Consider the following 21,976-nt stretch of genomic DNA (forward strand, 5'->3'; position numbering starts at 1 on the left):
CTCAGCCCCGATCGATCACCGGCACCGTCGGGGCGGCCTCGCCCTCCTCGCCGTCGAACAGGAACTCCGGCAACTGGAAGCTGGTCAGGTTTTCCCAATGGTCGGCCACGTCCTCGTGGAACAGGTCGCGGGCGATGCCGGAGGCCATGCGCGGGACGGCGAACTTCATGGCGTTGATCGAGGCCCCCGACGGCCCGAAGCTCATGGTCGCCCCGAAGGTGAAGAGCCGGATGTGCTTCAGCCAGGGGGCGTTGCCGGGCACCCGCTCCAGCAGTTCATAGGCCGGGCCGAGATAGGGATAGCGGCCGAGGCGCGGGTTCTCCTCGCCCGCCGGCGGGGCGTAGCGGTCGGACCAGCGCGCCACATGCTCCGCCACCCCGTCCAACTCCGGCTTGAGGGCCAGATCCATGTCGAAGCCGGTGCCGACGATCAGGTAGTCGGCCTCCAGCGCGCCCGACGGCGTGGTGATCCGCACCGCGTCGCCCGCTGTCTCGATCCGTTCCCAGGCGGCGTTGGTTCGCAGCGTGAAGGTCTCGTGGCACGCGACCCGCGCCCAAGTCTCCTTCGGGAAGGCCTCGCGCATGGACAGCAGGTAGTTCATGAACCGCCAGCGCCAGGCATCGTCCAGACTGTGAAAGTGCCCCAGGAAGCCGGGGAAGCTGAGCCAGCGGAACGGCTGAACCCGCTGCAACTCCGGCCGGCGCACGCAGAGCGCGACCGACGCCGCCCCCGCCTCCAGCGCGGTGGCAGCGTTGTCGAAGGCCGAGGCGCCGCCGCCGAGAACGGCCACCCGCCGTCCGGCGAGCGCGGCGAAATCGATCTCCTCGCAGGTATGGGCCCAGAACCGCCTGTCCACCGGCTCGACCACCGGCGGCGTCCACCAGCGCCCGGACGACTCGATGCCGGTGGCCAGCACGACCTTGCGGGCGGTCACCCGCTCCACCCGGTCGGTGGCGAGGTCGCGGATGGTGGCGACGAGATAGGGCTCCGCCGGCTCGATCCGCTCCACCCGCTTGCCGTTCTCCACGGTCAGGCCCAGAACGCGCCGCAGCCAGAGCAGGTAGTCGACCCAGTCGCCCTTGGCGATCTTGTTCAGCTCCTCCCAGGCGGCGGTACCGTGCTGGGCCTCGAACCAAGCCTGGAAGGTGAGCGAAGGAATGTCGAGATCCGGCCCGGTCACCGCCTTGGGCGAGCGCAGGGTCGCCATGCGAGCATAGGTGTTCCAGGGACCCTCCAGGCCTGGCTCCGACTGGTCGACGATGCGGAGGTTCACGATCCGATGGCGGCTCAGGGCATGGGCGATGGCGGTACCGCCCTGACCGCCGCCGACGATCAGCACGTCGAGGATACGGGTTCCGTCCGATGTGTGGTGCGGCGTGACCCAGCGGCCGGAGGGATAGGCGATCTTCGGCAGATCCTGCGCCACCCGCTGTTCCAGTGCCTGCAGGCCCAGTCCCGCCGTGTCGGTCACCGTCATCCCCCACCCTCCCCCGTCCTGTGGTGAAACGTCACTCCGTATGGTCGACCGCCGCCGAGATGGCACGTCGCCGCATCCAGATAGCGGCGACGACGACCAGAGCAATGGCACAGCCGACGATCACCGGAGGACGCAGGCCCACCACGTCGCCCGCCGCCCCCATGGCCAGCGCGCCGATGGCCGGGCCGCCGCGGAAGATGATCCCGTGCAGGCTCAGCACCCGGCCGACCTTGTCCGACGGTACCGCGAGTTGGACGATGGTCTGTGTGCCGACACCGGCCGCCACCATCGACGCGCCGTAAACGCCGAGCGCGAACAGCGCGACCCACAGGTTTCCGGACAGCGCGACGACGAGAACCGACAGCGCGATCACGATGGAGGAGACCAGCACGACCGGCACCAGCCCGCCTTCCTGCCGCCGCCCCGCCAGCATCCAGCCGCCGATGATCGCGCCGATCCCGGTCACCGAGGTCATCATGGCGAGCGTGTCGGCGCCGCCGCCGAAGATCCGGTCGGCGAAGCCGGGCAGCAGCTCGGTCACCGCCCGCACCGAGATCGCCGTCACCAGGTGCAGCAGCAGGATCGGCCCGAGCCCCGGATCGCTGGCGCCGTAGCGCATGCCCTCGGCGATGTCGCCGATCAGCCCGCGCCGAGGCCGCGGCACGCCGCCCTCGCGGCCGATGGACGGGTTGCGGGCGCGGATGACCATCAGCGCGGCCAGCAGGCAGAGATAGCTCAGGCCGTTGACCATGAAGGCCCAGCCGAGATCGGCCCACACGATCACCAGCCCGGCCACCGCCGGGCCGATGAACCGGGCGGTGTTGAACACCATGGAGTTGATCGCCACCGCCGTGGTGATCCGCTCACGCGGCACAAGCCTGGGCACCAAGGCGAGGCGGGAGGGCTGGTTGAAGCCGATCACCGTGCCGTTCAGGAAGGTCATCAGGACGACGATCTCGACCGAGATGTGGCCGGTGAGCGTCAGGATACCGAGTAGCACCGCCAACGCCATGGACAGGGCCTGGCAGGCGAAGATCACCAGGGTCCGGTCCAACCGGTCGGCCGCCACGCCGCCGATCAGGCCGATCAGTACGGAGGGAAACAGGTCGGCAAAGGCCACCGCACCCAGCCACGTGGCCGAATGGGTCAGTTCCCAGGTCAGCCAGCCCAGGGCGACGCGCTGCACCCACATGCCGATGAGCGAGACCCCGTTGCCCAGGGTGTAGAGGCCGTAATCGCGATGCGCCAGGGTGCGCAGGATGGGATGGTCGATCATGACGGAGCCCGGTCTCGCCGCCGCGGGGGCCGCGGCCTTGGCGTCGGAGGGGATGGCACACGATCTTAGCGCAGATTGGAACCCTGCCCGCACCGCCGCGTTCGGTCGCAGGGAGCCGGCGCGTGCCCTCGACTCTTATCTTCGGGCAAAGAACGGTTATGATCTTGCCGATTGAAACGTCATTGCGCCTGTTCTATATTGGTTTCGAAAGTGAAACACGCCTTTTGATTTTGAAGAAGGCAGATCGGAGATGGCCGCGGTGACGGACATGCTGATGGAGGATGAGGGGCCCGCTCCCATCGTTCGCGTGCCGGCCCCCCGTATGCCCAAACCGGTCGCCCCGCCGCCGCTGGGCCAGATCGTCGACGTTCCCTACACGCTCTGGCTGGTCACCGTGGCGACCGCGCTGATGGCGGCGCTGGCCCTGGTCCTCACCCTCACGATCTACATGCTGGACAACGCCCTGACCCTGTCGGGCGGCGCGCCGATCTTCGCGCCCGGCGACTACCGCAATGTGCTCGAGCTCTCGGTGATCTTCGCCCTGCTGTCGATCGCCGCCCACTTCCTGCGCCTGCGCCTGGAGGCGTCGCGCAAGGCGGCGGTGATCATTCCCCTGCCGTTCCGCATCGCGATCGAGCCGCCGATGGGCGACCTGACCTCCCGCTTCGAGGCGTCCTGCAACGTCGCCATCGCCTTCGACCGGGAAGAGCCGATCCGGGTGCTGACCAGCCAGCCGGACGTGTTGAAGCGGGCGCTGGAAAACGCCTTCATCATCGCCGTGACCGATCCGGTGATCCGCTTCTCAAAACAGAAGATGGAACAGACCCTGAAGATGGCCGCCGTCGGCGTGCTGGGTCAGGGCGTGGCCTTCCTCGACATGAGCGAGGTGCGCCAGCGTCGCCTGCCGCCGCGCCCGCCCTCGGTCGATGCCACCGGCAAGGGTGCCGTGCGGTCCTCGCCGGCTTGCTGACGCCCCTCAGGCAGCCGAGCGGACCTGTCGGTCCAGGGCGGCGAACAGGGCGTCCACTTCCTCCATCCGCGTGAACAGATAGGGCGCCACCCGCACCTTTCCGCTGCGCAGGCTCACATGCACATTCTCCGCCGCCAGCCGGTCGGCCAGATCGGGGGACGGCGGCTCGGGCAGGGTCAGGCCGATGAAATGCGGCGAGCGATGCGCCTTCGGCGGCACCCGCCAGCCCCGCGCGGCGGCCTCCTCGGCGATCCGGTCGACCACCGGGCGGATGCCTTCAGCGATCGCCTCCAGACCCCAGGCTGCGATCTGCTCCATCGCCGTCACGGCCATGGGCAAGTGAATCATGGAATCGGCCGCCCCCTGGTCGAACTTCTTGCCGCCGGGCTGGAAGGTCCGGCCGTAGCCGGGGGACAGGGTCATCGGCCCGTCGCCGATCCGGGCGGCGTGGTTGTGCTCCACCGGCTCGCCATGCTGGCGCCGCGGGGCGATGTACAGATAGCCGCTCTGATCCGGCGACAGCAGCCACTTATAGGCGGAACAGGCGACATAGTCGGGGTCGATCCGGGCCACATCCAGCGGCAGGACGCCGATCGACTGGGTCGCGTCGATGAAGATCGCCGCCCCCTGGGCATGGGCCACGTCGGCGATCGGGCCAAGGTCGAGCGTGCCGCCATCGACCCAATGGACGTTCGGCAGGGCGACCAGCCCGGTCTCCGGGCCGAGACGGTCGAGCACGGCGCTGGTCCAGTCGCCGTCCGCCGGCCAGGGAACGACCTTCATGGTGGCGCCACTGCGCTCGGCCAGAAGCTGCCAGGCATAGAGATTGGACGGGAACTGGGACTCCAGAACGACGACCGTCTGCCCCGGCTCCAGGGTGATGGAACGGGTGGCGATGGCGACGGCGTAGCTGGTGGCGGTGCTGAGCGCGATGTCGGTTCCGGAGGCACCGATGAAGCCGGCGAAGAGGGCGCGGGCCCGGTCCATCTCCTGTGGCAGGGCGTTGCGTTCCGGCTCCCAGGGTCGGGCCTTGCGGTCGACGGCCCGGCGCCCGGCATCGGCGGCCGCTTTCGGCGCCGGTCCCTGGGCGGCGCAGTTCATGTAGACGACGTCATCGCCGAGTTCGAACAGTGGGCGGATGGTCTCTGGGGTCACGGGCAAAGCCTCCTCGGCGACGGCACACCGACAAGCCTACGCCCGACGGCACACCGCGTTAAGGGTGCTCGGTCGCGGGGATCCGCAGAGGTTTCGGGAAAGGCAGCGCGCCTGTCAGTCGGAGCGCAGCTTCTTCGGCGGCACGCCCTCCAGGCGCGCCTCGTCCAGCTTCACGCCGTCGAGAACCGCCCCGGTCAGGTTGGCGCCGTTCAGGCGGGTCTCCTGCTTGCGGCCGATATTCTCGCCATGGCTCGACAGCAGCGGGGCCGCCGTCAGGATGGCATCGGTCAGGTCCGCCCGGGACAGGTTGGCTCCGGACAGGATCGCGCCGGACAGGTTGCAGCGGGCGAGCGAGGCGAGCGACAGGTCGGCGCCCGACAGGTCGGCCAGCACGAGCAGCGCATCGGTCAGCAGCGCGCGGTGCATGATGACGCCGCGCAGGTCCGCACCCGACAGATTGAGGCCGCGCAGGTCGGCATCGGTCAGGTCCACCCCGTCGAGCGAGGCGCGCGAGCCGCGCTTGCCGTCGCTGCGCACCCAACGGTCATGCTCGACCAGGGTGCGCTGCACCTCGGCGGCGACGATGTCGGCCGGCGGGGCGAGGCGGGCGTTGGAGGTATCGACCTTGCTGAGGTCGACATCGCGCAGGCGGGCGCCGATCAGGTTCGCCCGGTCGATGGTCGCCCCGTCGAGCTGGGCGCCCGACAGGTCGGCGCCCGTCGCCAGGGAATCGCTGAGATCGGCCTCGCTCAGGTCGGCGGAGACAAGGTTGGCGTTGCGCAGGATCACGCCGGACATGGACGCGCGGCGCAGGTTCGCCCGCTCCAGATTGGCGCCGGTCAGGTCAGTCTGGGCCATCCGCGCCTGGTCGAGCTTCGCGCCCTTCAGGTTGGCCCGGTGCATGCGGGCGCCGGCGAAGTTCACGGTCGCACCGGCGAAGGCCGCCCGGCTGTCGTTCTTCGACGGCAGGCCGCTGGCCCCGCGCAGGGATACGCCCCGAAGGTCGGCGCCCTCGAACACGGTTCCGACGAGCTGGGTGCCCGTCAGGTCCGCCTCCTCCAGGGTGGCCCCCCGGAACGAGGCGCCGCACAGGTCGGCACCGGCGAAGATCGCCCGGGTCAGGTTGCAGCCGACGAAGCGCACGCCCTGCAGGTCGGCGCCGCCGAAATCGACCTCGCGCAGATCCTGGCCCGAGAAGTCGGACCCGAAGAGATTTGTATGGGCGAACGAGGCAGGCTGCCCTTCGGCCGCCCCCTCCAACCAAAGCCGGTGGCTCGCGAGTTTCCGCTCAACCGCTTCGTGCGCTATGTGACCCTGGATGCTCATCCGCCCACAGTCGCAGTTACGTACTTAATTCTTGGTTAATTCCCTGGCGTCCGCAGGGAAGAAAATTCGGCTTCTGCCTGTGCGAAAGACTTTTCCAGCCGTTCGGTTATTTCATCGAGTTCCCGGTCGCTCGTCACCAACGGGGGAGACACCATGACCCAGTCTCCGTCCCGACCGCCATTCGTGCGACGCGTGTACAATATCAAACCGTTTTGCATCGCGATACGGGAGACCGCGGTCGGCACGCCCGCCGGGATCGGGAAGGGATGCTTGGTCTCCTGGTCGGCGACGAATTCCACGGCCATCAGCAGGCCCTTGCCGCGCACATCGCCGATGATCGGGTAGCGGGTGGACATGTCCCAGAGCCGCTTCTTCAGCTCGGCGCCGAGCAGTGCGGAGCGTTCGATCAGGCCGCGCTCCAGCGTCTCCTCCAGCACCGCCAGCCCGACCGCGCAGGACAGCGGGTTGCCGAGCGCCGTGTGGCCATGCAGGAAGCCGCCGCCCATCGCCACCTTCTCCACCAGGTCGCGCGGAGCGAGGACCAGGCCGAGCGGCAGGTAGCCGGCACCAATGCCCTTGGCCATGACGATCAGGTCGGCCCGGCAGTCCGGCCAGTGCTCGTGGGACAGGAAGGCGCCGGTGCGCCCACCGCCGCTCATCACTTCGTCGTGAATGAGCAGGATGCCGTATTTGTCGCAGATCTGGCGCACCCGGCTCATATAGGCCGCCGGGGTCACCAGCGCGCCGGTCGACACACCCCCCACCGGCTCCTGGATGAAGGCCAGCACGCTCTCCGGTCCCTCGGAGACGATCTTGTCCTCCAGATCCTGGGCGCAGCGCAGGGCCCAGGCCTCCTCGTCCAGCCCGTCCGGGATGCGGTAGGTGACGGGCGCCGGAACCTTCGGCATGTCCTGCAGCATCGGGCCGAACATCGCATGGGCCGACGGATCGCCGGTGATCGCCAGCGCGCCCAGGGTGCCGCCGTGATAGGAGGGCAGCCGCGAGATTACCTTCCAGCGGGTCGCCTCGCCCCGGGCCAGCGCGATCTGCCGGGCGAGCTTCAGGGCGGCCTCGTTCGCCTCGGACCCGCCGGAGACGACGAACACGCGCTCGTAGCCGGGACCGGCCGCCTCGGCCAGCCGTTCGGCGAAGTCGCGGTTCGCCTTGCTTTCGAAATGCGAGACATTGGCGAAGGCCGCCGCCTCGGCCTGGGAGGTCAGCGCGTCGAGTACCCGGCGGTTGCCATAGCCCAGATTGCAGGCCACCGGGCCGGAGCTGGCGTCCAGATAGCGGTTGCCGGCGGTGTCCCACATCTCGATCCCGATGGCCCGGGCGATCTGCGGCCTGGCCGGCGTTCCCGGCGGGGCGGCGAAGACCTGGATGGGTTCGCCCCGGGCCAGGCTGCCGAGCGGCGGCAGGACGTCGAGATCGTTTCTGAGCAGGGTGGACATGGGAGCCCTCATCGCGAAGAGAGGCTCATAGTGGCCCGCCGATCCTCCTGCGCCAAGACCCCAGCGGAGGGCGGTCCGGGATATCAGATTGCTCGCCCCTCCCCTTTCTTCCCGTCTTCCCGGCCTTGCGCCGGGAACGAGACGTCAGCGTGCTAGAACCGTGGGCAGACCGCTCCATCACGCCGCCACTCTGGGTCCCGGCGCAAGGCCGGGAAGACGCGAAAGGGGAGTAGGACGTGCCGGCTCCGGGCAGCGAAACTCCCCAGCAGGCGACGCCGAACCCGCTTTGGTCAAATCCACTCCAATCGTCTTCCCGGCCTCGAGCCGGGACCCAGAGTTGAGCGTGGCGGAACCTCTAACCGAATGCTCCATCGCGCGGCCACTCGGGTCCCGGCGCAGGGCCGGGAAGACGAAAAGAGAGGAAGACACAAACCATCCGATCTGCACGCGAAAATCGAATATATCTTGTGTTCCGAGTGAAAATCCGACACTATATATATCGAATCGAAACAGGCTTGCGCTGCGATCATTCGAAGGAGCGGATCGCCCGGCGCGCAGAGTTCCGTCGCTTCCCCGGCGGCGGAAGCGGGAGAGGCCACGTCACGTTTCGCGCCCTCTCCCACCACCCTGTGAAGCTCCTAAGGACGGTTCTCCGTCCAGCCTAGCGGGTGCGCCCGCCTGCGACTTGGCGCACCCGGCTTTTTTGGGCCGATACCGCTGCTTCGAGCTGCCGGTTCCGAGCTGTCATCACCCTCTGGCATGTCGCGGGATGCCCGGCTAGGCTCCGCCGGCAACCAAGTCACATCCCTTCGTCCAAGGAGAAGCAGCCATGGCTGGCACCGTTGACGCCCGTTTGGCCGAGCTCGGCATCGAGATTCCCACCCCGGCTTCGCCCGCCGCCAACTACGTGCCCTTCGTGCGCAGCGGCAACCTCGTCTTCGTCTCCGGCCAGATCCCGATGGTAAACGGCAAGATCGAGGGCGTCGGCGTGGTCGGCAAGGACCTGACCACCGACGATGCCCGCAAGATCGCCGAGATCTGCGCCAAGAACCTGATCGCCCAGGCCAAGGCCGCCTGCGACGGCGACCTCGACAAGGTCGCCCGCGTGGTCAAGCTCGGCGGCTTCGTGCGCTGCACCCCCGACTTCACCGAGCAGCCCGAGGTGGTGAACGGCGCTTCCGACCTGATGGTCGCGGTGTTCGGCGACAAGGGCCGGCACGCCCGCTTCGCGGTCGGCACCAACGCCCTGCCGCGCGGCGTGGCCGTCGAGGTGGAAGCGGTGTTCGAACTGGCCTGATCCGCCTGCCGACAGCCGATCCGGGGCGGCCTTGCCTGACGCCAGGGCCGCCCCACCTGGATTCCCGTGGACGACCACAGCGGATCCCGCCCATGCCCGACGGCACCGATATCCAGTGCGAGCTGGCCGAAGAAGTCTCCGTCCTGCCCGCGATCTCCGCGGTCTCGGCGCCGGAGTGGGATGCCTGCGCCGGTCCCGAGAACCCGTTCCTGTCGCACGACTTCCTCAACGCACTGGAGGAGAGCGGCTCAGTACGGGCGCAGACCGGCTGGCTGCCGCGCCACCTCGCCGTCAACGACCGCGACGGCCGGCTCGCCGCCGCCATGCCGCTCTACCTGAAGGGCCATTCCCAGGGCGAGTACGTGTTCGACTGGGGCTGGGCCGACGCCTATGAGCGGGCCGGCGGACGCTACTACCCCAAGCTGCTGTCGGCCGTGCCCTTCACCCCGGTGACCGGCCCGCGCCTGCTGGTACGACCCGACATCGACCGGGCCCGCGCCCAGGAGATCCTGGCCGGCGGCATCGTCGCCCTGATGAACCAGCTCAACGTCACCACCGCCCATGTGAACTTCGTGCCGAAGGGCGAATGGGACCGGCTGGGCGAGTTCGGCTTCCTGCAGCGCATGGGCTTGCAGTACCACTGGCACAATGACGGCTATGCCAGCTTCGACGCCTTCCTGGAGGCGCTCTCGTCGCGGAAGCGTAAGGCGATCCGCAAGGAACGACGGCAGGTGGCCGAGACCGACCTGACGATCCGCCGGCTGGTGGGCAAGGACATCGAGGAGCGCCACTGGGATGCGTTCTTCGCCTTCTACATGGACACGTCGGACCGCAAGTGGGGCTCGCCCTATCTGAACCGCACCTTCTTCTCGCTGCTCGGCGAGCGGATGGCGGAACGGGTGCTGCTGGTCATGGCGGAGCGCGACGGCCGGCCGGTGGCCGGCGCCCTGAACCTGATCGGCAGCGACACCCTGTTCGGCCGCAACTGGGGCTGCACCGAGGAGTACAAGTTCCTGCATTTCGAGGCGTGCTACTATCAGGCCATAGACTTCGCCATCGAGCGCGGCATGGCCAAGGTGGAGGCCGGGGCCCAGGGCCAGCACAAGATCCAACGGGGCTACCTGCCGGTGGAGACCTACAGCAACCACCTGATTCTCGATGACGGATTCCGCGACGCGGTAGAGGACTTCCTGGTCCGCGAGCGCCGGCAGATCGCCCACGAAAAGGCGCTGCTGCTGGAAGAGTCACCGTTCCGGAAGGACGGTTAACCGTTTCTTCGTGATTTGTTGCTGCAATGCCACAGGGAACGCCATTCGAAAGATTTTTGTCACGAAAACCTTGCGAGTGGGGCAACCCGACATAAAGTGCATAGCAACGCCCTGTGAGGCGCTCCTGAGACACCCTCTCGGAGCACTGTTCTCACCGCGGGTTACAATGACCCACTGATGACTATCACCATGGAGGTCGCACGATGCGCGATACCTATGTGCTCACGCCGCTTGAGGCGGCCGAGCAGACCGGCCTGGATCTAGATAAGATCCTGAGCCTGGCCGCGACGACCGATTCGGTTGCCGAGACCAACGGCGAGACCCTGCGGATCGATCCGTGGGCCCTGGCCGCTGCTGCCGGCGAGCTGAAGCTGGCCGCCTGATCCGTTCCGGATCATCTCAACCTTGATCGCAGGCCCCGCTTCGGCGGGGCTTTCGATTTTCCGGGCCCGCGCCCTCTGCCGCCGGAGCCTGCCTAAAAAGGGCCTGAAAGCCGCCGCCCGCCGGTCCGTCCCCACTTCCCCTTCCCTCCAATCCCCCGTCGCCTTACATTGCGCACATCCGCGCAACCGGACATGTCCCGCTGATGTCGCCGTTCAGAACTTCCCTTCCGCGCCTCGCCGCGATCGCCCTGGTCGCCGTCCTGGCCGCCTGCAGCACCGACGACGAGACGCCCTATGTCGAGCGTCCGGTCGAGGAACTCTACAACGACGCCTACAACGCAGCGCTGTCCGGCGAGTTCAAGGAAGCCGCCCCGCTGTTCGACGAGGTCGAGCGCCAGCATCCCTACTCGGTCTGGGCGACCCAGGCGCAGCTCATGTCGGCCTACGCCCTGTACCAGTCGAACGAGTATGACGACGCGGTGGCCGCGCTCGACCGGTTCATCCAGCTCAATCCGGGCAATCCGAACGTGGACTACGCCTACTATCTGAAGGGCCTGTCCTATTACGAGCGGATCGTCGATGTCGGCCGCGACCAGAAGCTGACCCGCGACGCCCTGTCCTCCTTCGAAGAGGTGGTGCAGCGCTTCCCGAATTCGAAATATGCCCGCGACGCTCGCCTGAAGATCGACCTCGCCCGTAACCACCTCGCCGGCAAGGAGATGAGCATCGGGCGCTGGTACATGCGCCAGGGCCAGTATCTCGCCGCCATCAACCGCTTCCAGCGCGTCACCACCGAATTCGACACCACCGAGCAGGTGCCCGAAGCGCTGCTGCGCATGACGGAATGCTACGTCGCCCTCGGCCTCGACGAGGAGGCCAAGCGCACCGCCTCGGTGCTCGGCTACAACTACCCGGGCACCGACTGGTACGAGGACGCCTATTCGCTGGCGACCAAGGGCCGGGCGCGGACCACGGCGGAGTCCGGCGACGACGGCTGGTTCGGCTGGGGCCTCGGTCCGTTCTAAGCCCATGCTGGCGTCGCTCTCGATCCGGGATGTGGTGCTGATCGACCGCCTGGACCTCGCCTACGAGCCGGGCCTGTCGGTCCTCACCGGCGAGACCGGTGCCGGTAAGTCGATCCTTCTGGACGCCCTGGGCCTCGCCCTCGGAGAGCGGGCGGATTCTGGGCTGGTGCGCCACGGCGCCGATCAGGCCACGGTCATCGCCGCCTTCGAGCTGTCCGATTCCGCCGCCGTCGACGCGGTGCTGCGCGAGGCCGATCTCGACGCCTGCGAGGGCGAACTGATCCTGCGCCGCGTGGTCACCGCCGACGGCCGCTCCCGCGCCTATGTGAACGACCAGCCGACCAGCGTGGGGCTGATGCGGCGGCTGGGGGACGTGCTGGTGGAGATCCAGGGCCAGTTCGACCAGCGCGGCCTGATGGACCCAAGCACCCACCGCGACACATTGGACGCCTTCGCCGGCCTGACCCGTCAGGCCGAAGGCGTGGCCAGGGCGTGGGGCGCCTGGCGCACCGCCCTGGTGGCGCTGGAGACCGCCCGCGCCGATCTGGAGAAGGCCCGCAGCGACGAAGAGTACCTGCGCCACTCGGTCGCCGAGCTCGACCAGCTCGCCCCACAGGTCGGCGAGGAGGACCGGCTGGCCGAGACCCGGTCGATGCTGATGAACGCCGAAGCCGTGGTCGAGGCGCTGAATACCGCCAGTGCGGCGATTTCCGAGGATGGCGGCGCCGACAATGCCGTCGCCCGCGCCCAGCGAGCCCTGGAACGGGTCGCCGACCGCGCCGCCGGCCGACTGGATACTGCGCTCGCCGCCCTGGAACGGGCCGCGGCCGAGCTTGAGGACACCAGCGCCGAGATCGCCGCGGCGGCCGCCGATATCGAAGCCGATGGCGGCACGCTGACCGAAATCGACGACCGGCTGCACGCCCTGCGCGACCTTGCCCGCAAGCACGGGGTCGGGGTCGACCGGCTGCCGGAGGTGCATCGACGCTTCGCCGACCATCTCGCGGCCCTGGATGGCAAGGGCGGGGAGATCGGCGCGCTGACGGCCGCCGAGGACAAGGCCAAACGGGCTTATACGGAGGCCGCCGAGAGCCTGTCCAAGGCCCGCGCCGCCGCCGCCGCCAAGCTCGACGCGGCGATCGCCAAGGAACTGCCACCGCTGAAGCTGGACAAGGCCAGGTTCGAGACCATGGTCAGCCGCCAGGACGAAAGCCGCTGGGGGGCCTCCGGTCTCGACGCGGTCGCCTTCCAGGTGGCGACCAACCCGGGCATGCCGGCCGGGCCGCTGTCGAAGATCGCGTCCGGCGGCGAGCTGTCCCGCTTCCTGCTGGCGCTCAAGGTGGTGCTGGCCGAGGCGAGCCCGATCCCCACCCTGGTGTTCGACGAGGTGGATTCCGGCGTCGGTGGTGCGGTTGCCGCCGCGGTCGGCGACCGGCTGGCCCGGCTGGCGACCCGGCTGCAGGTGCTGGTCGTCACCCACTCGCCCCAGGTCGCCGCTCAGGGCGCGCACCACTGGCACGTGGCCAAACGGGTGCAGAACCAGGTGACCGCCACGGACGTTGTCCGCCTGAACACCGACGAGCGCCGCGAGGAGATCGCCCGGATGCTGTCCGGTGCGGCCATCACCAGCGAAGCCCGGGCCGCCGCCGACAGCCTGCTGAACCAGTCCCAGCGCTAAATTCAGAGCACCGACCCGCATGAGCGACATCGAGATCAAGGCCGTCAAGGACCTGAGCGAGGCCGAAGCCAAGGCCGAACTCGCGCGGTTGTCCGACGCCATCGCCGAGGCGGACCGGCTGTATCACCAGGAGGACGCGCCGGAGCTGACCGACGCGGAGTACGACCAGCTCCGCCTGCGCAACCAGTCGATCGAGGAGCGCTTTCCGGACCTGAAGCGGTCGGACAGCCCGAGCGAGCGGGTCGCCCCCGGCCCGGCCGAGGGGTTTGCCAAGGTCCGCCATTCACGGCCGATGCTGTCCCTGGCCAACGCCTTCGACGAGGAGGATGTGCGCGAGTTCGAGCGCCGGGTCCGCCGGTTCCTGAACCTCGGCGAGGACGAGGCCGTCGCGCTGATGGCCGAGCCGAAGATCGACGGGCTGTCGGCCGCCCTGCGCTACGAGAAGGGCAAGCTGGTCCAGGGTGCCACCCGCGGCGACGGCACCGAGGGCGAGAACATCACCCGCAACCTGGAGACCGTCGACGATATCCCCAAGACCCTGCCGGACGGCGTGCCCGACGTGCTGGAGGTGCGCGGCGAGGTCTATATGACCAAGGACGATTTCGTCGCCCTGAACGAGCGCCAGGCCGAGGCCGGTGCCAAGATCTTCGCCAATCCGCGCAACGCCGCCGCCGGCTCCCTGCGCCAGCTCGACCCGGAGATCACCCGGTCGAGGCCGCTGCGCTTCTTCGCCTATTCCTGGGGCGAGATCAGCGAGGATTTCGCCGACACCCACCACGGCTTCCTGGACAAGCTGAAGGCGTGGGGCTTCACCACCAACCCGCTCTCCGAGCGGTGCCAGACCGTGGACGAGGCCCTGGACGTCTACGCCCGGATCGGCGCGGGGCGGCACGACCTGCCCTATGACATCGACGGCGTGGTCTACAAGGTCGACCGGCTCGACTGGCAGGAGCGGCTTGGCATGGTCAGCCGCTCGCCGCGCTGGGCCATCGCCCACAAGTTCAAGGCCGAGCAGGCCGAGACCGTGCTGCGCGAGATCGACATCCAGGTCGGCCGCACCGGCGCGCTGACCCCCGTCGCCCGGCTGGAGCCGGTGAAGGTCGGCGGCGTCACCGTCACCAACGCGACGCTGCACAACGAGGACGAGATCCGGCGCAAGGACATCCGGGTCGGCGACACCGTGGTGATCCAGCGCGCCGGCGACGTGATCCCCCAGGTGGTACGCGTCGTCACCGAGAAGCGGCCGAAGGACTCGACGGAATACGTCTTCCCCGATCACTGTCCGCGCTGCAATTCCGAGGCCCCGCGGCCCGAGGGCGAAGCGGTGCGCCGCTGCACCGGCGGCCTGATCTGCCCGGCGCAGGCGGTGGAGCGGCTGAAGCATTTCGTCAGCCGCGACGCCTTCGACATCGAAGGCCTCGGCGCCAAGCAGATCCAGGCCTATTACGAGGACGGGCTGATCGACAGCCCGGCCAGCATCTTCCGGCTGAAGGAGCACCGCCGGAAACTGATCGGCCGCGAGGGCACGCGGATCGCCTCGACCGACAAGCTGCTGGCCGCGATCGAGGACCGCCGCACCATCGGCCTCGACCGGTTCATCTACGCGCTCGGCATCCGTCAGATCGGCCAGGCCACCGCCCGGCTGCTGGCGACCCATTACGGCACCCTGGACGCCCTGCGCCAGGCGATGGCGGCGGCGGCCGATCCGGAGGGCGAGGCTTATGCCGACCTGATCAATATCGATCAGATCGGTTCCGCCGTGGCGAAGGATCTGATCGATTTCTTCAGCGAGGCCCATAACGGCGCGGTGCTGGACGATCTCGCGGGCGAGCTGACCATCGAGCCCTTCCAGGCCCCCTCCATCGCCGACAGCCCGATCGCCGGCAAGACCGTGGTCTTCACCGGGACCCTGCAGACCGTCGGCCGCAGCGAGGCCAAGGCGAAGGCGGAATCCCTCGGCGCGAAGGTGGCGGGGTCCGTGTCGAAGAAGACCGACTATGTGGTCGTCGGCGCCGACGCGGGCTCCAAGGCGGCGAAGGCCGAGGCCCTGGGCGTGCAGACCCTCAGCGAAGAGGAATGGCTCGCCTTGATCGGCGGGTGACGCTCTCGCTCAGCCGTCCTGCTCGGCCAGGGATTTGAGGGCTTCCAGATCCCGGCGCACCCAGTCCAGGTCGCGGGCGAACGTCTCGTCGCTCATGTCGGGATAGCGGAACAGGGTCAGCGTGACGGCGCTGCCCGAGCCGTTGGCGACGATGCGCATCGGGACATAGACCACCCGCCCGTCGCCCAGATCCACCCAGTGGTCCATCACGCCGAAGGCATTGTGCTCGGAAAAGCGGATGGTGACCGGCCCTTCCGGCCCGTCGGCCTGCCAGCCGCTCCCGGTCTGCCGCAGGCCTCCCTGGCTCAGACCCGAGGCCCAGGACGCGAAGCGCTCGGGCCTCCAGAACGCCTCGTACAGGGCGTCGGCACCTCGCGCCACGGCGACGCAGACAGTTTCTGATCGATACATGGCGTCGGACGATCCAAACGGGTTCAGCGGTACCGGCACCGTAGCAGAATCCGTCCCCGTGGGTCCGGTGCATGGCTGGCAATTCGTTAACGCATACCTATCACCCATAGCCATGCATGAAACGCAATGCTGCAGCGCAAAAATCCAAGTGGTGCCTTCGCCGTTTGTGACCAGATTAGGGAGCAGAAACGGCTGGGGAGCGCCCGGCCGACATCCCAAGGAGAATCCCGATGTCCACCCAGAACGATATCCTGCGCGTGTCTTCGGCTCTGCCGCAGGACCCGTCCGCGCTGGTCGCTCGGGCACGGGCCATGCAGAGCGCCTACATTCGTGACCTGATCGGCCGCACCTTCCGCAGCCTCAGCGCCCGTCTCGCCCATCGTCGCACGATGGCCGCGGTCGAGGACCTGAGCCCGCGGATGCTCGCCGATATCGGCCTCGACCTGTCCGCCCTGCGGGCCGGTGTCGTCCGCCGCGTCGACGTCGAAGTCGTCGGCACCCCGAGCGAGACCTACGCCACCGCGACGGCCCCGAAGACCGCCAATCCGGTCGAGCCGCATCTGCGCGCCGCGACCTACGGCAACGCCGCGAACAGCGACGTGCGTCACGCCGCCTGACCCCCTCCCCCTCCCAGGGCGGCCTGATGCAAAACGGCCGGCACTGCATGTGCCGGCCGTTGCTTTTTGTGCACTGCGAAACGCGCGATTGTCAGCGGGCGAAGACCAGCGCACTCCAACCGTCGCGCCGGTAGCGCCGGATCAGCCGCAGGCCCTGGGCCCGGTGCACGGAGATCACCCAGCGCTCCTGCTGGTTCAGCAGCCCCGACAGAATGGCGATCCCGCCCGGCGCCAAGCCGCGCTTCAGCGACGGCGCCATCTCCGCCAGCGGCCCCGCCAGGATGTTCGCCACCACCAGATCGAACGGCGCCTTGGCCCGCACCACGGGCGAGCGCCAGCCGTTGGAAACCTGGGTGTCGACCCGCCGGGCGACCCGGTTCATCTGCGCGTTCTCCCGCGCCGTCGCCACCGAGACCGGATCGAGATCGACCGCCAGCGTGCGCGCCGAAGGCACCAGCTTGGCCAGCGCCATCGCGAGAATGCCGGAGCCGCAGCCGAGATCGAGCACGTTGCACGGGGTGCGCCGCTTCGCCAGGTCCTGGATCGCCCGCAGGCACAGGGCCGTGGTCGGATGGCTGCCGGAGCCGAAGGCCCGGGCGGCGTCGACCAGCAGTTCGATGCTGGAGGCGGGGGCGCGCTCCTCCACATGGGAGCCGCGGATCCACACCCGGCCCTCGCGAATGGGCGGGAAGGACTGCCGGTTCAGCGCCAGCCAGTCCACGTCCGGCAAGGGCTCGATCACCGTGTCCGGCGGCGGCGTGCCGACGGTGGCCGCGGCCAGTGCCAGAGCGGCGACGATCACCGGCCGATCCGGCTCGTCCTCGGAGATGCCTTCCACCGTCCAGGTACCGCCGGGGCTATCCTCCAGCGCGGTGACGGCGGACACGAAGGGCGACAGGGCGTCGGCCACGACCTCGGAGGCCTTGGCCGGAACGGTAAGGGCGATGCGCCAGAGCGCGGACTTACTGGGAGAGCTCATGGCCACCGGATTTACGGCTTGGAGACGAAGGTGTCGACCACGTTCTTGAGCCCGGCGTGGTCGAACTCGACTTCCAGCTTGTCGCCGTCGACCTTAGTGACGGTGCCCATGCCGAATTTCTGGTGGAACACCCGTTCGTCCACGGCGTATTTCGCCGGTTTGGAGCGGTTGACGGTATAGCCCTCGCCGTCGATCACCGGCGCCCGTGTGCGGATCGTCCCGCCGCCGCGGCGCATGTACCCCGGGCCGCGTCCCGCCACCTTGCCCGTCCGGCCGGCGCTGTCCCAGGTCGGAAGCTTGGCGTCGTCGTCGCGCTCGTAGCTCATCCCGTCGCCGCGGCCGTATCCGGTCCGCCCGCCCCCATAGCCGTAGCCGCCGCTGCTGCCGGACCCGTAGAGCCCGGCCTCGCTGATCATCTCCACATGTTCGGTCGGCAGTTCGGACACGAAGCGCGACGGGATCGCGCTCTGCCACAGCCCGTGCACCCGGCGGTTGGCGGCGAAGACGATCTCCACCTTCTTGCGCGCCCGGGTCAGGCCGACATAGGCGAGCCGCCGCTCCTCCTCCAGACCGGCGGCCCCGTTCTCATCCAGTGCGCGCTGGTTCGGGAACATCCCCTCCTCCCAGCCCGGCAGGAAGACCACGTCGAATTCCAGCCCCTTGGCCGCGTGCAGGGTCATCAGGCTGACCTGCTCGCCATCGGCGGCCTCGGCGTTCTCCATGACCAGGGAGATGTGTTCGAGGAAACCGCCCAGGCTCTCGAACTCCTCCAGAGCGGTAACCAGCTCCTTCAGGTTCTCCAGGCGACCCGGCGCCTCCGGCGACTTGTCCTTCTGCAGGGCGGCGGTATAGCCGCTCTCGTCCAGCACCATGCGGGCGAGGTCCGACGGATCCTCATTCTGCGACGCCTCGCGCCAGCGCGCGAAATCGCCCATCAGGGATCCCACCGCCCGGCGGGCCGCCGGCTTCAACTCGTCGCTCTGCACCAACTGCTCGGCCGCCGCGGTGAGCGGGACGTTGGAGGAGCGGGCATGCTGAAACAGCACCTGCTCGGTGGTCTTGCCGATGCCGCGGGCCGGGGTGTTGATGATCCGCTCGAACGCCAGGTCGTCATCCGGCTGGGCGATCACCCGCAGATAGGCGATGGCGTCGCGGATCTCCTTGCGCTCGTAGAACCGCGCACCGCCGACCACCCGATAGGGCACGCCGAGGGTGATCAGCCGCTCTTCGAACTCGCGGGTCTGGAAGCCGGCGCGGACCAGCACGGCCATCTCACGCAGCGGCACCTTGGCGCGCTGGTAGTCCTCGATCCGGTCGCCGACGACCCGGGCCTCCTCCTCGCCGTCCCACACACCGCGCACGGTGAGTTGGTCGCCGTCGGCCCCGTCGGTCCACAGCGTCTTGCCGAGCCGCCCCTCGTTATGGGCGATCAGGTCGGAGGCGGCGGCCAGGATGCGGGAGGTGGAGCGGTAGTTCTGCTCCAGCCGGACGACCTTGGCGCCGGGGAAGTCCTTCTCGAACTTCAGAATGTTGCCGATCTCGGCCCCGCGCCAGCCGTAGATCGACTGGTCGTCGTCGCCGACGCAGCAGATGTTCTTGTGGCTCTGGGCCAATAGCCGCAGCCAGAGATACTGGGCGACGTTTGTGTCCTGATACTCGTCCACCAGGATGTAGCGGAACTGGGTCTGATACTGCTGCAGCACCTCGGGCCGGGTCTGGAACAGGGTCAGGCAATGCAGCAGAAGGTCGCCGAAATCCGCGGCGTTCAGGGTGGTCAGCCGCTCCTGATACTGCTGGTAGATCTGCTGCAGCTTGCCGCCGGCCATGTCGCCGGCCTCGGACACGCCGATCTTGTCCGGGGTCAGGCCCCGGTCCTTCCAGCGCTGCAGCACGCCCATCACGACGCGGGCGGGCCAGCGCTTGTCGTCCACGTTCTCGGCCTGGAGCACCTGCTTCAGCAGCCGGATCTGGTCGTCGGTGTCGAGAATGGTGAAGTTCGACTTCAGCCCAACCAGTTCGGCATGGCGGCGCAGGATGCGGGCGCAGAGCGCGTGGAAGGTACCGAGCCAGACCTGCTCGGCGGCCGGGCCGACGATTCGGCCGACCCGCTCCTTCATCTCGCGCGCGGCCTTGTTGGTGAAGGTCACCGCCAGCACGTTCCACGGCTTGGCCTTGCCCATCGCCATCAGGTGGGACAATCGGGTGGTCAGGACGCGCGTCTTGCCGGTCCCGGCCCCGGCCAGCACGAGGACCGGGCCGTCCAGCGCCTCGACCGCCGCCCGCTGACCCTCGTTCAGGCCGTCGAGATAGCCGCCCCGCGCGCCGATCGCCGCGGGGGCCTGGGCCGGGCCGGGATAAGCCGGAGCCGGGCCCGAAGGGCGCCGGTATTCGGCCGGGTCGATCCCGCCCTTGTCGTCGTTTGAGAACAGATCCGCCATGACCCGACCATATAACATCCCATCGGGACATCCGCAGGCCTAACTCGCGGGCTCCACGGATCGGGCGCCGTCGCGCGCCGCTCATGACCGTTGAAAACTTAATCGAATTTAACGTTTTATTATAACGTTTGTTTTAGAAATCCGTTCCGAAACGAGCCTCGTAGGGAGAGGGGCGTTGGGAGAGGGCCCTTCGGCGGTTTGCCGGAGGGCCGGACGTGCGGGATCCCCCGGATCGCTCGGTGCAGTCTTGAGCCGGTCCCATGTGCCTGCGGTTCACGGGGAAACGGGGGGTGCTTCGGCACCCCCCGTACTTACTTCCGTCAACGACTGTCAGATCGTCTCGCCGTGTTCCTCGGCCTGCTGGTTGATGAGCGCTTGGTTGTAGGCCCGCATCACGTCGCGCTCGTGCAGGCAGCCGATCAGTCGCATGCGCTGGGACGAATCGACCACTGCCAGCAGCCCTTCCTCGGCCTCGGAGAAGCGCCGGATCGCCTTCTCCACATCGTCGCCGATCTCCAGGAAGGGCGGATGCTTGCGGGCGACGTCGACGGCGGTGTACTCGCGGTCATGGGACAGGTCGAACGCCACCTCGCCGAGATCGGCCAGGGTGATGGTGCCGACCAGCTTCTCCTCCGAATCGATCACGAACAGCTCGTTCATCGGCGCCAGACGCAGCCGGTTGCGCAGGCTGTCGAGGCTCGCGTCCATCTTCACGGAGACGTGATCCTGCTGCATCAGGTCGTGGACCTTCAGGTTGCGCAGGGCGGTGACGTCGTGGCCGCCATGGATATGGACGCCCCGCCGGCGGAGCTGGTCGGTGAAGAAGGACGGGCTGTGCCAGACCCGGGTGATCACCGAGGCGATGACCACGGCGACCATCACGCCGACTGTCAGCTTATAGTCGCCCGTCATCTCGAAGATCATCAGGATGGTGGAGATCGGCGCCCCGAGTGTGGCCGCCGCCACCGCCCCCATGGCGATCAGCGTGTAGGCGCCGTGGCCGGACGCCAGCTCCGGAAACGGAATGGCGGCAACGATCCCATAGGCGCCACCGATCATCGCCCCGATGAACAGCGAGGGCGAGAAGATGCCGCCGCCGAATCCGGCGCCCAGGCAGAGCGCCGTCATCAGGATCTTCAGCACCGCGAGGATGAGCATCAGCTCGAGGTCATAGCCCTCGGCCTCGTTGAGGGCGCCGTCCATCGCCTCGTAACCGACGCCGAGGATCTCGGGGAATTCCAGCGCGACAACCCCGACCACGAGCCCGGCCAGCGCCGGATGCAGCCAGCGCGGCAGCGGCAGCCGCTGGCCGTGCACCTCGACGAAGGCCGCCGCCCGCATCAGCGCCACCGCCGCCACGGCACAGACCCCGCCCAGGATGACGAAGGCCGGGAATTCCAGAAACGAGGTGATCGGGTGGCCCGGCACCTCGAAGGCGGGGAAGTCGCCGAACCAGATGCGCGACAGGATCGTGCCGAACACCGAGGCGATGACGATCGGGGCGAAGGCGGAGAGGGCGTAGTGCCCGATCACCACCTCCAAGGCGAAGAACACCCCGGCGATCGGAGCGTTGAACGAGGCGGCCACCGCGCTGGCCACTCCGCAGCCGAGAAGGGTGCGGGCCTGGCTGCGGGTCAGGTTGAGCTGGCGGCCGAGAAAACTGGCGAGCGAGGCGCCGAGATGGACCGCCGGTCCCTCGCGGCCGACCGAAGCGCCGCAGCCGATCGAGGTGGCGCTGATCACCGCGGCACCGAGCCCCTGGCGCATCGACATGCGTCCGGCCCGCAGGGCGCTGGACTCGATGACATTGGCGACCCCCTGGGGCCTGCCGCCGGGCATGACGTATTTGCAGAACAGACCGACCAGCAGCCCGCCGACCACCGGCGCCAGGATCAGCCGCCACCATTCCAGCTCGGCCGCATAGGTCGCGACCTGCTCGGACCGGAACCCCAGGAACAGGAGCTGCAGGAAGTCGATCGCCTCGCGGAACACGATGGCCCCGCCGGCGGCGGCCCCGCCGACCACCACGGCGACGGCAGCCATCACCACCTGGTCGTTGCCGACCAGCCGTTTGAGATCTTGGATGTACCGGTTCGCCATGAACGCGGGGACCCGCCGGGAAAC

Annotated in this window: 17 protein-coding genes; 8 read left to right on the plus strand and 9 right to left on the minus strand. The window is 68.5% G+C overall.

Features of this window, described 5'->3' with window-relative positions:
- Position 1: 1 nt before the first annotated feature.
- Together ACOQOP_RS15455 and ACOQOP_RS15460 are read right to left on the minus strand one after the other, a co-directional pair.
- Positions 2 to 1,477: an NAD(P)-binding domain-containing protein gene (locus tag ACOQOP_RS15455; protein WP_420562704.1), complete on the minus strand. Its 1,476-nt coding sequence runs from the start codon at positions 1,475 to 1,477 to the stop codon at positions 2 to 4.
- Between the two features lie 31 nt (positions 1,478 to 1,508).
- Entirely contained in the window at positions 1,509 to 2,753 is a 1,245-nt protein-coding gene (locus tag ACOQOP_RS15460; protein ID WP_420562705.1) for an MFS transporter, read from the minus strand.
- A 250-nt stretch (positions 2,754 to 3,003) separates the two neighbouring features.
- On the opposite strand from ACOQOP_RS15460, the gene ACOQOP_RS15465 reads away from it, so the two are divergent.
- Positions 3,004 to 3,723 (plus strand): hypothetical protein, encoded by a 720-nt coding sequence (locus ACOQOP_RS15465; RefSeq protein WP_420562706.1) that lies wholly within the window; start codon positions 3,004 to 3,006, stop codon positions 3,721 to 3,723.
- Positions 3,724 to 3,729: 6 nt separating this feature from the next.
- Here ACOQOP_RS15465 and ACOQOP_RS15470 read toward each other — a convergent pair whose 3' ends face one another.
- From ACOQOP_RS15470 to ACOQOP_RS15480, 3 genes are all read right to left on the minus strand, one after another.
- A complete protein-coding gene (locus ACOQOP_RS15470) occupies positions 3,730 to 4,878 on the minus strand; it encodes an aminotransferase class V-fold PLP-dependent enzyme (RefSeq protein WP_420562707.1) in 1,149 nt (382 codons plus the stop codon).
- A 114-nt stretch (positions 4,879 to 4,992) separates the two neighbouring features.
- The gene (locus tag ACOQOP_RS15475) at positions 4,993 to 6,138 is read right to left on the minus strand and encodes a pentapeptide repeat-containing protein (protein WP_420562708.1); all 1,146 of its coding nucleotides are present in this window, start codon (positions 6,136 to 6,138) and stop codon (positions 4,993 to 4,995) included.
- A gap of 101 nt (positions 6,139 to 6,239) precedes the next feature.
- Positions 6,240 to 7,655 carry an aspartate aminotransferase family protein gene (locus ACOQOP_RS15480; RefSeq protein ID WP_420562709.1) on the minus strand — a complete coding sequence of 472 codons (1,416 nt, stop codon included), beginning with the start codon at positions 7,653 to 7,655 and terminating at the stop codon, positions 6,240 to 6,242.
- Between the two features lie 829 nt (positions 7,656 to 8,484).
- On the opposite strand from ACOQOP_RS15480, the gene ACOQOP_RS15485 reads away from it, so the two are divergent.
- From ACOQOP_RS15485 to ligA, 6 genes are all read left to right on the plus strand, one after another.
- A complete protein-coding gene (locus ACOQOP_RS15485) occupies positions 8,485 to 8,952 on the plus strand; it encodes a RidA family protein (protein ID WP_420562710.1) in 468 nt (155 codons plus the stop codon).
- A gap of 92 nt (positions 8,953 to 9,044) precedes the next feature.
- Positions 9,045 to 10,220 carry a GNAT family N-acetyltransferase gene (locus ACOQOP_RS15490; protein WP_420562711.1) on the plus strand — a complete coding sequence of 392 codons (1,176 nt, stop codon included), beginning with the start codon at positions 9,045 to 9,047 and terminating at the stop codon, positions 10,218 to 10,220.
- A gap of 203 nt (positions 10,221 to 10,423) precedes the next feature.
- On the plus strand, positions 10,424 to 10,603 hold the full coding sequence (locus ACOQOP_RS15495) for a hypothetical protein (protein WP_420562712.1): 180 nt from the start codon (positions 10,424 to 10,426) through the stop codon (positions 10,601 to 10,603).
- 203 nt (positions 10,604 to 10,806) lie between these two features.
- Positions 10,807 to 11,628, plus strand: coding sequence for an outer membrane protein assembly factor BamD (locus ACOQOP_RS15500; protein ID WP_420562713.1), 822 nt, complete (start codon positions 10,807 to 10,809; stop codon positions 11,626 to 11,628).
- A gap of 4 nt (positions 11,629 to 11,632) precedes the next feature.
- Complete coding sequence (recN, locus tag ACOQOP_RS15505; protein WP_420562714.1) at positions 11,633 to 13,306, plus strand: DNA repair protein RecN; 1,674 nt, start codon at positions 11,633 to 11,635, stop codon at positions 13,304 to 13,306.
- Positions 13,307 to 13,340: 34 nt separating this feature from the next.
- Positions 13,341 to 15,407 carry an NAD-dependent DNA ligase LigA gene (gene ligA, locus ACOQOP_RS15510; protein WP_420566536.1) on the plus strand — a complete coding sequence of 689 codons (2,067 nt, stop codon included), beginning with the start codon at positions 13,341 to 13,343 and terminating at the stop codon, positions 15,405 to 15,407.
- Positions 15,408 to 15,416: 9 nt separating this feature from the next.
- On the opposite strand, the gene ACOQOP_RS15515 is transcribed toward ligA, so the two are convergent.
- Entirely contained in the window at positions 15,417 to 15,818 is a 402-nt protein-coding gene (locus ACOQOP_RS15515; protein ID WP_420562715.1) for a hypothetical protein, read from the minus strand.
- A 230-nt stretch (positions 15,819 to 16,048) separates the two neighbouring features.
- On the opposite strand from ACOQOP_RS15515, the gene ACOQOP_RS15520 reads away from it, so the two are divergent.
- Complete coding sequence (locus ACOQOP_RS15520) at positions 16,049 to 16,435, plus strand: DUF1127 domain-containing protein (RefSeq protein ID WP_420562716.1); 387 nt, start codon at positions 16,049 to 16,051, stop codon at positions 16,433 to 16,435.
- A 91-nt stretch (positions 16,436 to 16,526) separates the two neighbouring features.
- Here ACOQOP_RS15520 and ACOQOP_RS15525 read toward each other — a convergent pair whose 3' ends face one another.
- From ACOQOP_RS15525 to ACOQOP_RS15535, 3 genes are all read right to left on the minus strand, one after another.
- Positions 16,527 to 17,414 (minus strand): 50S ribosomal protein L11 methyltransferase, encoded by an 888-nt coding sequence (locus tag ACOQOP_RS15525; RefSeq protein ID WP_420562717.1) that lies wholly within the window; start codon positions 17,412 to 17,414, stop codon positions 16,527 to 16,529.
- A gap of 11 nt (positions 17,415 to 17,425) precedes the next feature.
- Positions 17,426 to 19,852 (minus strand): ATP-dependent helicase, encoded by a 2,427-nt coding sequence (locus ACOQOP_RS15530; RefSeq protein WP_420562718.1) that lies wholly within the window; start codon positions 19,850 to 19,852, stop codon positions 17,426 to 17,428.
- A gap of 330 nt (positions 19,853 to 20,182) precedes the next feature.
- Positions 20,183 to 21,952, minus strand: coding sequence for a chloride channel protein (locus tag ACOQOP_RS15535; protein WP_420562719.1), 1,770 nt, complete (start codon positions 21,950 to 21,952; stop codon positions 20,183 to 20,185).
- Between the last annotated feature and the right edge of the window lie 24 nt (positions 21,953 to 21,976).

Origin of the sequence: Thalassobaculum sp. (genome assembly GCF_965223715.1) — a bacterium.
Classification (GTDB): domain Bacteria; phylum Pseudomonadota; class Alphaproteobacteria; order Thalassobaculales; family Thalassobaculaceae; genus Thalassobaculum.